Source organism: Streptomyces sp. NPDC107575 (assembly GCF_055657265.1).
Genome location: NZ_JBVKBG010000004.1, coordinates 68,755 through 81,966, shown reverse-complemented (window position 1 = coordinate 81,966; position 13,212 = coordinate 68,755). Strand labels below are relative to the sequence as shown.

The window sequence follows — 13,212 nt, the reverse complement described above, 5'->3', positions numbered from 1 at the left end:
GCCGTAGGTACGTCCGCTGTTTACGGCTCGAACTTGTAGCCGAGGCCGCGCACCGTGACCAGGTATCTCGGCGCGCCCGGGTCCGGCTCGATCTTGGCGCGCAAGCGCTTCACGTGGACGTCGAGCGTCTTGGTGTCGCCCACGTAGTCCGCGCCCCACACCCGGTCGATGAGCTGCATACGGGTCAGCACACGGCCCGCGTTGCGCAGCAGCATCTCCAGGAGGTCGAACTCCTTCAGCGGGAGATCGACCTTGCCGCCGCCGACCGTCACCACGTGCCGGTCGACGTCCATCCGGACCGGGCCGGCCTCCAGGGCCTGCGGCGCGACCTCCTCCGGCTCGCCGTGGCGGCGCAGGACGGCGCGGATGCGGGCGACCAGCTCCCGCGAGGAGAACGGCTTGGTGACGTAGTCATCGGCTCCTATTTCCAGACCGACGACCTTGTCGATCTCGCTGTCCTTGGCGGTCACCATGATCACCGGGACGTTGGAGCGGCCGCGCAGCTGGCGGCAGACCTCGGTGCCGGGCAGGCCCGGCAGCATCAGGTCGAGCAGGACGAGGTCGGCGCCGTTGCGCTCGAACTCGTCGAGTCCGTCGGGCCCGGTGGCCGCGATGGCGACCTCGAAACCCTCCTTGCGGAGCATGTAGGACAGGGCGTCGGAGAACGACTCTTCGTCCTCTACGACGAGCACTCGGGTCACGGAAGGACCTCCGGGGCGGCAGGAGTGGCAGGAATGGATTCGTATGCGGTTGTGTCGTCGGGCCCGTGTGCGTCGTCTTCGTCGCGTACGTCTCCGGGGCCACTGGTGCGGGGGTTCTTGGATGATCGGGTCGCGGCCGCCTCGGGCAGCCGGAGCGTGAAGGTGGAGCCCTGTCCTTCGGAGCTCCACACGGTGACCTCCCCGCCGTGCGAGGCGGCCACGTGCTTGACGATGGCGAGGCCGAGGCCCGTGCCGCCGGTCGCCCGGGAGCGGGCCGGGTCGACGCGGTAGAAGCGCTCGAACACGCGCTCCTTGTCCTTCTCCGAGATGCCGATGCCCTGGTCGGTGACGGCTATCTCGATGCGGTCGCCGCCGCCCGCCGTGACGCGGCGGGCGGCTATGCCCACGCGTGTACGGGCCGGCGAGTAGTTGACGGCGTTCTCGACGAGGTTGCCGAGGGCGGCGGCGAGCTGCCCCCGGTTTCCCCAGACGCGCAGGTCGGCGGTGCCTCCGGCGGCCATGGTGATCTGTTTGCTCGCGGCGGGCTGGCGGCAGCGGTCGATGGCCTCGGCGACGAGTTCGTCGACGCGCACGGGCTCGGCGTCCTCCAGCGGGTCGTCGTTCTGCACCCTGGAGAGGTCGATGAGCTCCTGGACGAGGCTGGTGAGCCGGGTCGCCTCGTTCTGCATGCGGCCGGCGAACCGCTCGACGGCCTCGGGGTCGTCGGAGGCGTCCATCACGGCCTCGGAGAGCAGCGAGAGCGCGCCCACCGGGGTCTTCAGTTCATGGCTGACATTCGCCACGAAGTCGCGGCGCACGGCCTCGATGCGGCGGGCCTCCGTGAGGTCCTCGACGAGCAGCAGCACGAGCCGGGAGCCGAGCGGGGCGACGCGGGCGGAGACCGCGAGGGCGTCGCCGCGGCCGGTGCCTCGGCGCGGCAGATCCAGCTCGACCTGGCGTATCTCGCCGTCCCTGCGCGTATCGCGGGCCATCTGCAGCATCGGTTCGACCGCGAGCTTGCCGCCGCGTACGAGACCGAGGGCGTACGCCGCCGAGCTGGCCTTGACCACGCTGTCCGCCTCGTCGAGGACGACGGCGGAGGAGCGGAGCACGGAGAGCACGGTGTCGACGCCGGGCGGCAGGACCGGGTCCGTGTGCAGGGAGGTGCGGGTGGGGCGCTTCTGGTCGCGTTCGCTCCAGCGAAACGCCAGCATGGCGATGACGCCGGTGCACACTCCGGCGATCGCTGCCGCTGCGGCGACCGCCGCGTTCACGTCCATGTCTTCAGGTTATGCGGCATGGACCGCTCCTCCACAGCCATCCGAGTGGCAGCTCGAACACTCGTCGCCCAGAGTTCACCTTGGGTACGGGGTCGATTCACTTGTGGTGCCGGATTCGGACGCGTACAGGACGGAACGTGGGAGCGTGGGGCCAACCGGGTTCCATACGTAGCCAGGTACAGAGAGGGAACGCCGTATGCGTGACGCGTACCACGAGGAACTTGACTCGATCGGCGAGGGCCTGGTCGAGATGGCCCGCCTTGTCGGGTCGGCGATCGGGCGCGCCACCACGGCCATGCTCGACGCCGACCTGAAGCTCGCGGAGACCGTGATCGCCTCCGACCAGAAGGTGGACGATCTCCAGCACGAGCTGGAGGCGCGGGCCATAGCCCTGCTGGCCCGCCAGCAGCCGGTCGCGACGGATCTGCGGATCGTCGTGACGTCGCTGCGGATGTCGGCCGACCTGGAGCGCAGCGGGGACCTCGCCCAGCACGTGGCCAAGCTGGCGCGGCTGCGCTTCCCGGAGCGCGCCGTGCCGCACGACCTGCACGCGACGATCCTGGAGATGGGTCAGCTGGCGCAGCGCCTGATGGCGAAGGCGGCGGAGGTCATCATCACCAAGGACGTCGATCTGGCGATGCAGCTGGAGCAGGACGACGACGAGATGGACCAGCTGCACCGCACGCTGTTCCAGCACCTGATGGACGAGAAGTGGAAGCACGGCATCGAGACGGCGGTCGACGTGACGCTGCTCGGCCGCTACTACGAGCGCTTCGCGGACCACGCGGTGTCGGTGGCGAAGCGGGTCGTGTACCTGGTGACGGGCGAACACGCGGACGAGGTGCAGGGGGCGCCGCAACCGCAGCCGGTCGAGGGCGCCTGACAGTCCTGGCGGTACGGGAGGGCCCCGCGCGGTGTGCTCGCGCGGGGCCCTCCTCCCCTCACGTTCGGATGCGTACGGTCAGCAGCTGCCGCCGCACTGGCACGGCGCGCCCGACTGGCAGCCACAGCCGCAGCCCGAGCCGCAACCGCAGGCTCCGAGCAGCACCAACTTCGGTACCGGCTGGCTCACTTCGACGGGCGCTTCAGGGCTCTGGCTCGGCTTCGGGGAGTCGGCGGCCATGGTTTTCCCTCCTCGACGGGGCTCCGGGGTGAAGCCCTTCCCCCATTGCATGCCCACCGGGACGGGCGCATCAACGGCGCACGTGTGCGCGGCAGTTGTCGCACGGGCTGCCGCCGTGCCTCACCCGAGGCTCAACCGCATCCGGCACTCGTCGTCCGCCGTCACCCGCACCGGCAGCCCCCAGTGCGCGCTCAGCCGCTGCCCCACCTCGACGAGGCGGCGGCGGTCTTCCGGGGTGTGGGCGGGGTACGTCGTCGTCCCGTGGTCGGCGAGCTGGTTGCCCAGGTCGCTGAACAGGATGTTCCGGTAGCGCCTCTCCTCTTCGTCGGTGAGCGGGGCGGGGCGGTCGTCGCCGGGGAGCACGCGCACGTTGTAGAGGTCACGGGTCGTCATGACGCGGAGGCTACGGGGCAGGTCACGGGCGGTCCAGGCCCCAGGTCTGCAGGGCGTAGGGGCGGCCCTTCTCCTCGCCGTGGATCAGGGGGACGTCGTCGAGGTGGCGGAAGCCCGTTCTGGTGGCCACGGCGACGCTGGCGGCGTTCTCGGCCTCCAGTTCCAGGATCACGCGGCTCGCGCCCAGTTCCGCGAAGGCGTACGCGGACACGACCCGCACCGCCCGCGCCGCGAGGCCCTGGCCGCGGTGGGCCGGGCCGACCGCGTAGCCGATCTCCATGCCCTCGGCGGAAGGCCGCAACATCACCTCGCCGAGCGGTGCGTCGCCGTCGACGGTGATGGCGAGCAGGATCGACGCGCCCTCCGCCCGTCGCAGCCGGCTCCGGTCCAGCTGGACGCGGGCCGCCGCGGCGTCGAACGGCGAGGCCATCGGCGTCCAGTACGCGACGTCGGGGTGGTCGAAAAGACCCGGCATCGCGGCGAGGTCCGCCTCGCTCCAGTCGCGCAGAACGAGCCCCTCCCCCGTCAGCTCCAACCGCTCGGGAAACGACGTGCTGACACTGCTCACGGTGACGGACCTCCCTGGCCTGTGCGGGACGACGCAGAATAACCAGCCCCCGCCCCGGCACACCCCCCATTTTCCGGGCTCCCGGCTACCATCCGCCCATGATCGAGGTGCGGGCGATGGAACCGGACGACGTGGACGCCGTTTCCGCGCTGCGGGTGAGCGGCTGGCGAACGGCGTACGCCGGCATCGTCCCGCGGAGCTACCTCGACGCGATGTCCGCCGAGGCCGACGCGGCCCGGCGCCGCGACCGCCTCCGGGCGCCCGACAACCCGGTCGACAACCTCGTCGCCACCGACGCCGGCACCGTGATCGGCTGGGCCGCCCTCGGCCCGCTCCCCGAGCCCGCGTCCGGCGAACTCCACACCCTCTACGTCCTGCCCGACCGCATCGGCTCCGGCGTCGGCCGCCTCCTCCTGGACGCCGCCCGCTCCCGCTCCGCCGCCCGCGGCTTCCGCCGCCTCGACCTGTGGGTCCTCGCGGCCAACACCCGCGCCCGCCGCTTCTACGAACGCGCCGGCTTCACCCCCGACGGCGCCGAGCGCACCGAAACGTACGACGGTGTACCGCTCCGGGACCTGCGGTACACCGGCCCCACCACGGCCCCCGACAACGAAGAAGCCCCCTACCAGCGGGGAAACCGCAGGTAGGGGGCTGAAGCAGGGGTGCTTACTTCTTCTTGCCCTGGTTCTTGACCGCCTCGATGGCCGCCTTCGCCGCGTCCGGGTCCAGGTACGTGCCGCCCGGGTTCAGCGGCTTGAAGTCGGCGTCCAGCTCGTACGAGAGCGGGATGCCGGTCGGGATGTTGAGGCCCGCGATGTCGGCGTCGGAGATGCCGTCCAGGTGCTTGACCAGGGCGCGCAGCGAGTTGCCGTGGGCCGCGACCAGGACCGTGCGGCCCGTCAGGAGGTCCGGGACGATGCCGTCGAACCAGTACGGGAGCATGCGGACGACGACGTCCTTGAGGCACTCCGTCTGCGGGCGCAGCTCCGGCGGGAGCGTCGCGTAGCGCGGGTCCTCGAACTGGGAGTACTCGGCGTCGCGGTCGAGCGGCGGCGGCGGGGTGTCGTACGAGCGGCGCCACAGCATGAACTGCTCCTCGCCGAACTCCGCGAGGGTCTGCGCCTTGTCCTTGCCCTGGAGGGCGCCGTAGTGGCGCTCGTTCAGGCGCCAGCTGCGGTGGACGGGGATCCAGTGGCGGTCCGCGGACTCCAGCGCGAGCTGGGCCGTGCGGATCGCGCGCTTCTGGAGCGACGTGTGGACCACGTCGGGGAGCAGGCCGGCGTCCTTGAGCAGCTCACCGCCGCGGACCGCCTCCTTCTCGCCCTTCTCGTTGAGGTTGACGTCCACCCATCCGGTGAACAGGTTCTTCGCGTTCCACTCGCTCTCGCCGTGGCGGAGGAGGATCAGCTTGTACGGTGCGTCGGCCATGGGGCCGAGCCTAATCGACCGCTCCGGCGCCCGCCGATTGACGGTCCCCGTCAATTGAGTGGCCCGGATGATTACCCGGTGCGTAAGTTACGTAAACCTGCCGCACCACTTACTTACGCCCCGGGGGATGCACCCATGTCAGTCGCCTCGCTCAGACGTGCCGCCACGGAGTCCGTCTCCGGGCTGCCGCGCGAATTCTGGTGGCTGTGGACCAGCACCCTCGTCAACCGGCTCGGTAATTTTGTTCTCACCTTCCTCGCGCTGTACCTGACCGCCTCGCGTGGCTTCTCCGCCGCGTACGCCGGTCTCGTCGCCTCGCTGATCGGGCTCGGCGGCGTCATCGCGTCCGTGCTCGGCGGCGTGCTCGCCGACCGGCTCGGGCGGCGGCCCACCCTGCTCGGCGCGCAGCTCGCCACCTCGGCGACGGTCGCCGCGCTGGCGTTCGTACGGGACCCGGTGTGGATCGCGGTCACCGGCTTCGCCCTCGGCCTCGCCTCGAACGCCTCGCGGCCCGCGATCCAGGCGATGATGGCCGACATCGTGCGCCCCGAGGACCGGGTGCGGGCGTTCTCGCTCAACTACTGGGCGATCAACCTGGGGTTCGCGGTCTCGTCCGTGTACGCCGGGTTCCTCGTCGCGCAGAGCTACACGCTCGGCTTCCTCGTCGAGGCCGGGATGACGCTCGCCTGCGCCCTGGTCGTCTTCGTGAAGGTGAAGGAGTCGCGGCCCACCAGCACGGTGGTGCCGGGAGCGCCGTCGAGCCCGGTGGTCACCATGGGGACCGTGCTGCGCGACGGGCGGTTCATGCTGATGGTGGGGCTTTCCTTCCTGGTCGCCGTCGTCTTCACGCAGAGTTCGGTCGGCCTGCCGATCGTCATGGGCGAGAACGGGCTGAGCAGCTCGGACGTCGGCCTCGTCGCCGCCGTGAACGGTGTCGTCATCGTCGCGCTGCAGATTCCGCTGACCCGGTACATCGAACGGCGTGATCCCGGGCGCCTGTTGACCGTCTCCTCGCTGCTCATCGGGTACGGCTTCGCCCTCACCGCCCTCGCCGGATCGATCGCCGCGTACGCGCTCACGGTCGTGGTGTGGACCCTCGGCGAGATGATCAACGCGCCCACGCAGTCGGGGCTCGTGGCCCGCCTCTCCCCCGCCGAGGGGCGCGGCCGCTACCAGGGCGTCTACACCATGTCGTGGTCGGCGGCGGCCCTCGTCGCCCCGCTCGCGGGCGGCTGGGTGATCGACTCGGCGGGCGCCGGATGGCTGTGGGCGGGGTGCGCGGCCCTCGGCACGGTGACGGCGATCGGCTACTGGGCGCTGATGCGCGGGCTGCCGGACGCCGGGCCCTCGACGCCGGTCGCGGCGGCGCCCGCGGCGGCGGAGAACAGCCCGGCTTGACCGGGCAGTTCGGCGGGTACGTGACCGTACATGGCCGAACCCCCAAGGACCTCCTCCAGAACTGACGAACCGCCCAGAACGCTGGTGGGCGGCGTCGAGGTCGACGTCCCCAACAGCATTCCGGCGATTCGCGCAGCGCTGGACGCGAAGCAGCGCGCCGAGTTCGACAGGGCGATCAACGCGGCGGGGGTCGGCGAGATCCACGCCGTCATGCGGCACTGGATGCTGGAGGCGGTGCCGGACCCCGAGGCCGACGCGATCCTCGCCCGGCTCGCCCGCGACGAGGCGGAGAGGCGGGGCCCGGCGTGAGCCGCAGACGCAGGCGCGCCGCCTGCCGCGTCGCCTACGCACCGCCCGCCGACGACACCCTCGCCAAGATGGCGAACCCGGACGCCTTCCGCGCGGAGATGGCCCGCACGCTGTCCCACGATCCGTACGGCCACGGCTCGACGACGGTGTGCGGCGAACGCGACCGCCGCGAGGCGACGGTCGGCGGGGCGATAGTCCTCTACTACGTCTCCGGATCGGTGCTGACCGTGACGGTGGTGCGGATGGTCGCGCTCGGCTAGCGAACAACCAGCTTGTTAAGAGGCCTACTTGGCGGGGCGCTGGGTCAGGTGCGTGAACGCGTCCAGGTTGCGCGTCGACTCGCCGCGCGCCACCCGCCACTCGTACTCCTTGCGGATCGCGCTCGCGAAGCCGAGTTCGAGGAGCGTGTTGAAGGAGCCGTCCGCGGCCTCCAGGACCGAGCCGAGGAGGCGGTCGATCTCGTCGGGGGTGACGGCGGCGAGCGGGAGCTTGCCGGTGAGGTAGATGTCGCCGAGCTGGTCGACCGCGTAACTCACGCCGTACAGGCGCAGATTGCGCTCCAGGAGCCAGCGGTGCACCCCGGCCTCGTTCTCGTCCGGGTGCCGGATCACGAAGGCGTTGAGCGAGAGGCTGTGCCGGCCCACGCGCAGGGACAGCGTCGTCGAGAGCTTGCGCGTACCGGGCAGCTTCACCACGTAGGACCCGGCCTCCGGGCTCTCCCACTCCAGCTCGGCGTCCTTCAGCGTGGACTCGATGACGTCGTGTGCCTGTCGCTGGTCAGCCATGGTGCGAGGGTACGTGACGGCGCCTCGCCTGCATCGCGGCCGTGTAGACGTCCGCCGTGGCGGAGGCCGCCGTGTCCCAGCCGAAGGAGAGGGCATGGCGGGCCGCCGCGTCGCCCATGGTGTCGACCAGGTGGGGGTGGTCGGCGAATTCGCGGAGCACGCGCGCGTAGCGGGCAGGTTCGTGGCCGTCGACCAGGAAGCCGGTCTTGTCGTGACGTACGGCCACGGGGAGGCCGCCCACGGACGCGGCGATCACGGGTGTGCCTGCGGCCTGGGCCTCTATGGCGACGAGGCCGAAGGACTCGTTGTAGGAGGGCATGACCAGGACGGATGCCGCGCGGAACCAGTCCGCGAGCTGCTCCTGGCCGACCGGCGGCTGGAAGCGGACCACGTCCGCGACGCCGAGCTTCGCGGCGAGCTTCTGGAGGGCCGCCGGCTTGGCGAGGCCGCTGCCGCTGGGGCCGCCGACCACAGGGACGACGATGCGGGAGCGGAGCTCCGGGCGCTCGTCCAGGAGGACGGCGACGGCCTTCAGGAGGATGTCGGGGGCCTTCAGGGGCTGGATACGGCCCGCGAAGAGGGGCACCAGGGCGTCCTGGGGCAGGCCGAGGCGGGCGCGGGCGGCGGCGCGGCCGTCGGCGGGGCGGAAGCGGTCGAGGTTCACGCCGGGGTGCACGACCGCGACGTTCCCGGGGTCCGCCTCGTAGTGGCGGACCAGCTCGTCGGCCTCCTCCGCCGTGTTCGCGATGAGGCGGTCGGCGGCGCGCACGATCTGGGTCTCGCCGATGACGCGGGCGGCCGGCTCGGGGGTGTCGCCCTCCGCGAGCGCCGCGTTCTTGACCTTGGCCATGGTGTGCATGGCGTGCACGAGGGGCGCGCCCCAGCGCTCGGCGGCCAGCCAGCCGACCTGTCCGGAGAGCCAGTAGTGCGAGTGGACGAGGTCGTAATAGCCGGGCCGGTGGCCCGCCCACGCCTGCATGACGCCGTGCGTGAAGGCGCACAGCTGGGCGGGCAGGTCCTCCTTGGCGAGGCCCTCGTAGGGGCCGGCGTCCACATGCCGTACGAGGACGCCGGGCGCGAGCTCGACCTCCGGCGGCAGGCCACCGGAGGTGGCGCGGGTGAAGATCTCGACCTCTATGTTGATCGCCGCGAGCCGCTTGGCGAGCTCGACTATGTAGACGTTCATGCCGCCCGCGTCGCCCGTGCCGGGCTGGTGGAGGGGCGAGGTGTGCACGCTGAGCATCGCGATGCGGCGCGGGCGCCGATGCGCACCGGGGAACCGCAGCAGGGCCGGAGCAGCCCCGGAGCGGCGGAACCTGGTCACGTACTGGCTCACGTGGCGGGCCCTCCTTGGTGGGCGTACTGCGGGCACGACGACCGGAGGGCACAGGCCCTCTTCCAAGGGGGCAACGCCGGAGTCGGCTGCTCCATTTCCACTTTGCCGAATCATTACCGTACGGATCTCAACCAAAGCGGCGTCCGGCGCAGCGCATACCCTCTTGGTCATGAGCCCGCGTTCCAGTTCTCGCCCCGTGGGAACCGTGACGCGAGGCACCACCAACCCGAATCGGCTGCGCCGCATGGACCGCTGGATCGCGGCCACCCACGGCGTCGCGCTGCGCCGCGCCGACAACCCGGTGGCGGTGGACCTGGGGTACGGGGCGGCGCCCTGGACGGCCGTCGAGCTGCTGGCCCGGTTGCGGGAGGCGGCGCCGCACGCGCGCGTGGTCGGCATCGAGATCGAGCCTGCGCGGGTCGCCGCCGCGAAGCCGTACGAGCGGGAGGGTCTTGAATTCCGGCACGGCGGCTTCGAGGTGCCGCTGAGCGCTCCCCCGCTCCTGATCCGCGCCGCGAACGTGCTGCGCCAGTACGACGAGGAGCAGGTCGCCGCGGTGTGGGAGCGGCTGTGCGCGCGCCTTGCGCCGGAGGGTCTCCTCGTGGAGGGCACCTGCGACGAGATCGGGCGCCGGCACGTGTGGGTGGCGCTCGGCCCGGAAGGCCCGCGGACCGTGACGTTCGCGACCCGGCTCGGCTCCCTGCACACCCCGTCCGACCTGGCCGAACGGCTCCCGAAGGCACTCATCCACCGCAACGTCCCCGGCGAGCCGGTGCACGCCTTCCTGCGCGACTTCGACCGGGCGTGGGCGGCGGCCGCGCCCTACGCCTCGTACGGCGCGCGGCAGCGCTGGATCCGGGCGGTGCGGGATCTCGCCGCGGACTGGCCGGTGGTGGATCGGCCGGGGCGCTGGCGGCAGGGCGAAGTGACCGTGGCGTGGGGGGCGTTGGCGCCGCGAGGGAACGTCTGAGATTCGACGGGTCCAGGGGAACGATCTCGGCGTCCCGTTCGTCGGAGCGTTCGGGGAATGTCGTACGGGTCTGTCGCATTCGGGACGCGCGTGGCACCATCCCCCGAACGTGCGCGAGTTACTGACGGTAAATCAGGTTTGTCTCGGCTGTGGGGGCAGGAGCAGATGAGCAAGCGGAGCACGACGACGATGGCGGCCCTGGCGCTGGTGTGCGCCGTGACCGTACTGGCGCCGGCGGGCGTGGCGTACGCCGATCCCTCGCCTTCACCCTCACCCTCAAGTACCCCGAAGACCGCGGACCTTGAGGCAGTGCGCAAGAAGATCGACAAGCTGTACCACCAGGCCGCGGTCGCCACGGACGAGTACAACGCGGCGGAGGAGAAGGCCGCCGACCAGTCCGACCAGATCGTGAAGCTGGCCCGGAAGATCGCGGACGGCCAGGCGGAGCTCGACAGCCTCAAGGGCCGGGCGGGCGCGGCGGCCCGCGAGCAGTACCGCACGGGCGGGATCTCCCAGGAGGCCCAGTTCATGCTGGCCGGCGACCCGGGCCGCTTCCTCGACAACGCGGGCCGGGCGTACCAGGGACAGCAGGCCACGCGGAACCTGATCTCGCGCCTCGACCGGACGCAGGACGAGCTGGAGAAGTACGCGGACGTCGCCTCCGCCAAGTGGAAGGCGCTCGACGAGGGGCGCAAGAAGAAGGCCGCCGCGAAGAAGCGGATCGAGAAGCAGATCAAGGCGGCGCAGAAGATCGAGGACAGGCTCGCCAAGAAGGAGCGCGAGCAGCTGCGGCAGCTGGAGGAGGCGGCCGAGCAGAAGGCCCAGACGGAATGGCTCTCCTCGGGCGTCCTCAAAGAGATCGACGGCAAGGCGTCGGCGGCCGGCAAGAAGGCCGTGCGCTACGCCTCGGAGCAGCTGGGCAAGCCGTACGTGTGGGGCGCCGAGGGGCCGAAGTCGTTCGACTGCTCGGGCCTGACCTCGCAGGCGTGGGCGTCGGCGAAGCGGCCGATACCGCGCACGTCGCAGGAGCAGTGGAAGCAGCTCAAGCACATCGACATCAAGGACATGCGCCCCGGCGACCTGATCATTTACCACGACGACGCCAGCCATGTCGGGATGTACATAGGCAAGGGCGCGATCATCCACGCGCCCCGTCCGGGGCGGAACGTGACGGTCGCGGGGGCGGGTTCCATGGCGATGCTCGGGGTGGTCAGGCCGGACGCCTGAGCCCGGGGGCCGCAGGCACGGCGCGGCATGCCGGATTTGGGCCCGGACGGGTGACGTGTCCCACGTGACCCACGGCACGCGCGGCCCCGCGGTTCCGGTGCCCCGGCGTGACCTTCGTCATCTTCGACCCGCCCGACCAGGGACGGAACCCACTCAATTCCGGTGCCGGGGGCGGCATATGACGCGGGCCCTTCGCCGCTCACCATTCCGTTCGGACGTCGGCTACCGCTAAGGTCCCCGTCGGTGGTGCGAGGACCTTCGTCCCACCGTGCCCTCGGGGGGAGGGAAGGAAACCGAAGCGATGCCCGTACCCGTACCGCGGCAGAGAGCGATCCCGGCCGCGGAAAGTGGTCAGGCTCAGGACGCGCACACCACGACCGACATGTACGACCCGCAGGACGAGCGGCCGACCACCGAGCGCCCTGCCGCCAACGACATACAGAGCGCCGAGCACGAGCAGGAGACGCCGGCCGACGAAGCCGCTCACGCGCCGGCACCCGCCGACCGTGACGCCACCGGTCTGACGATCCTGGTCATAGAGGACGACCCGGCGGGCTCCCTCAGCATCCCCGAGGTGCCCGACGCCGCGGGCAAGCCGATCCGCGTGCGCACCGCGCGCAACCTCACCGAGGCCGAGCGGCTGCTCACCGACGACGTCAGCTGCATCCTGCTCGACCTCGCGCTGCCCGGCGCGAAGCCGGACCGGTCGGAGCCCGAGCACCACGACGAGCTGCGCACGCTGCGGCACCTGCTGCGGCTTGCCCCGCGCCGGGCCGTGCTCGCCCTGACCACGTCGGGCGACGCCGAGCGCGGCGCCGAGGCGGTCCGGGTGGGCGCGCAGGACTATCTGTTCCGCGACGAGCTGGACTCCCGGCTGCTCGGCCGGGCGATCCGGTACGCGGTCGAGCGCAAGCGCGCCGACGTCGCGCAGCAGGGGCTCACCGAGTCCCGGATCCGCGCGCAGGAGAACGCCCGTCTGGAGCGCGGCCTGCTGCCGAAGCCGCTGCTCGACGGTTCGACGCTGCGCTTCGCCGCCCGCTACCGCCCGGGCCGCTCGCGCGCGCTGCTCGGCGGCGACTTCTACGACACGGTGCGCACGCCCGACGGCACGGTCCACGCGATGATCGGCGACGTCTGCGGGCACGGGCCCGACGAGGCGGCGCTCGGCGTGGAACTGCGCATCGCGTGGCGCGCGTTGACGTTCGCGGGCCTGTGCGGCGACGAGCTGCTCTCCACGCTCCAGCAGGTCCTCGAGCACGAGCGCTCCGACGACGAGATCTTCGCGACGCTGTGCACGGTCGACATCGCGCCGGACGGCCGGCGCGCGGGCCTGTGCCTGGCGGGCCACCCGTCACCGCTGATAGCGACGCCCGGTCGCCCCGCGGTCCTGCTCCCGTACGAGAACAACGGCCCGGCGCTCGGGCTGCTGCCGAAGGCCCGGTGGCCGCGCATGCAGGTCGAGTTGGGCCCCGAGTGGAGCCTGATGCTCTACACGGACGGGCTGATCGAGGGCCGGATCGGCGAGGGCAGGAAGCGGCTCGGCCAGGAGGGCATGGTGGAGATGATCCGCCGCCAGCGGGCGCAGGGCCTGTCCGGCGAGGGGCTGCTCGAGGCCGCGATGAACGAGGTGCGCGATCTCAACGGGGGCGATCTGACGGACGACGTGGCGGTGCTGCTGCTCGACCGGTGAGGAA

Annotated in this window: 15 protein-coding genes; 8 read left to right on the top strand and 7 right to left on the bottom strand. The window is 71.5% G+C overall.

The features are described from left to right. Positions 1-20 precede the first annotated feature (20 nt). Positions 21-701, bottom strand: a complete 681-nt coding sequence (gene phoP / locus ACZ7L4_RS19905; protein WP_306321454.1) for a two-component system response regulator PhoP — start codon at positions 699-701, stop codon at positions 21-23. Then, positions 698-1,981 carry a two-component system sensor histidine kinase PhoR gene (phoR, locus tag ACZ7L4_RS19900; RefSeq protein ID WP_472104207.1) on the bottom strand — a complete coding sequence of 428 codons (1,284 nt, stop codon included), beginning with the start codon at positions 1,979-1,981 and terminating at the stop codon, positions 698-700. The genes phoP and phoR overlap by 4 nt, the downstream gene beginning before the upstream one ends. Before the next feature lie 196 nt (positions 1,982-2,177). Here phoR and phoU point away from each other — a divergent pair, with 196 nt between their 5' ends. Next, entirely contained in the window at positions 2,178-2,864 is a 687-nt protein-coding gene (gene phoU, locus ACZ7L4_RS19895) for a phosphate signaling complex protein PhoU (RefSeq protein WP_422475176.1), read from the top strand. Between the two features lie 360 nt (positions 2,865-3,224). On the opposite strand, the gene ACZ7L4_RS19890 is transcribed toward phoU, so the two are convergent. Together ACZ7L4_RS19890 and ACZ7L4_RS19885 are read right to left on the bottom strand one after the other, a co-directional pair. Next, positions 3,225-3,497, bottom strand: coding sequence for a hypothetical protein (locus tag ACZ7L4_RS19890; protein WP_472104205.1), 273 nt, complete (start codon positions 3,495-3,497; stop codon positions 3,225-3,227). 22 nt (positions 3,498-3,519) lie between these two features. Next, complete coding sequence (locus ACZ7L4_RS19885) at positions 3,520-4,065, bottom strand: GNAT family N-acetyltransferase (RefSeq protein WP_472104203.1); 546 nt, start codon at positions 4,063-4,065, stop codon at positions 3,520-3,522. 98 nt (positions 4,066-4,163) lie between these two features. On the opposite strand from ACZ7L4_RS19885, the gene ACZ7L4_RS19880 reads away from it, so the two are divergent. Further along, positions 4,164-4,712: a GNAT family N-acetyltransferase gene (locus ACZ7L4_RS19880; protein WP_472104201.1), complete on the top strand. Its 549-nt coding sequence runs from the start codon at positions 4,164-4,166 to the stop codon at positions 4,710-4,712. A gap of 19 nt (positions 4,713-4,731) precedes the next feature. Here the strand turns inward: ACZ7L4_RS19880 and ACZ7L4_RS19875 are convergent, their stop codons facing one another. Continuing rightward, positions 4,732-5,493 carry a phosphoglyceromutase gene (locus ACZ7L4_RS19875; RefSeq protein WP_422475182.1) on the bottom strand — a complete coding sequence of 254 codons (762 nt, stop codon included), beginning with the start codon at positions 5,491-5,493 and terminating at the stop codon, positions 4,732-4,734. A gap of 135 nt (positions 5,494-5,628) precedes the next feature. On the opposite strand from ACZ7L4_RS19875, the gene ACZ7L4_RS19870 reads away from it, so the two are divergent. The 3 genes from ACZ7L4_RS19870 (at position 5,629) to ACZ7L4_RS19860 (ending at position 7,460) form a co-directional block, all read left to right on the top strand. Continuing rightward, positions 5,629-6,891, top strand: coding sequence for an MDR family MFS transporter (locus ACZ7L4_RS19870; protein WP_472104199.1), 1,263 nt, complete (start codon positions 5,629-5,631; stop codon positions 6,889-6,891). A 30-nt stretch (positions 6,892-6,921) separates the two neighbouring features. Beyond that, complete coding sequence (locus tag ACZ7L4_RS19865; protein WP_385766360.1) at positions 6,922-7,200, top strand: hypothetical protein; 279 nt, start codon at positions 6,922-6,924, stop codon at positions 7,198-7,200. A 68-nt stretch (positions 7,201-7,268) separates the two neighbouring features. Continuing rightward, on the top strand, positions 7,269-7,460 hold the full coding sequence (locus ACZ7L4_RS19860) for a hypothetical protein (protein ID WP_422482723.1): 192 nt from the start codon (positions 7,269-7,271) through the stop codon (positions 7,458-7,460). 24 nt (positions 7,461-7,484) lie between these two features. On the opposite strand, the gene ACZ7L4_RS19855 is transcribed toward ACZ7L4_RS19860, so the two are convergent. Together ACZ7L4_RS19855 and mshA are read right to left on the bottom strand one after the other, a co-directional pair. Beyond that, entirely contained in the window at positions 7,485-7,985 is a 501-nt protein-coding gene (locus ACZ7L4_RS19855; protein WP_472104197.1) for a type III secretion system chaperone family protein, read from the bottom strand. Next, entirely contained in the window at positions 7,978-9,321 is a 1,344-nt protein-coding gene (gene mshA, locus ACZ7L4_RS19850; RefSeq protein ID WP_472104195.1) for a D-inositol-3-phosphate glycosyltransferase, read from the bottom strand. The genes ACZ7L4_RS19855 and mshA overlap by 8 nt, the downstream gene beginning before the upstream one ends. 169 nt (positions 9,322-9,490) lie before the next feature. Between mshA and ACZ7L4_RS19845 the strand changes: the two genes are divergently transcribed. The 3 genes from ACZ7L4_RS19845 (at position 9,491) to ACZ7L4_RS19835 (ending at position 13,208) form a co-directional block, all read left to right on the top strand. After that, positions 9,491-10,291 (top strand): class I SAM-dependent methyltransferase, encoded by an 801-nt coding sequence (locus ACZ7L4_RS19845; protein WP_472104193.1) that lies wholly within the window; start codon positions 9,491-9,493, stop codon positions 10,289-10,291. A 165-nt stretch (positions 10,292-10,456) separates the two neighbouring features. Then, complete coding sequence (locus ACZ7L4_RS19840) at positions 10,457-11,518, top strand: C40 family peptidase (protein ID WP_472104191.1); 1,062 nt, start codon at positions 10,457-10,459, stop codon at positions 11,516-11,518. A gap of 301 nt (positions 11,519-11,819) precedes the next feature. Further along, a complete protein-coding gene (locus ACZ7L4_RS19835) occupies positions 11,820-13,208 on the top strand; it encodes a PP2C family protein-serine/threonine phosphatase (protein ID WP_472104189.1) in 1,389 nt (462 codons plus the stop codon). The last annotated feature ends 4 nt before the right edge of the window (positions 13,209-13,212 follow it).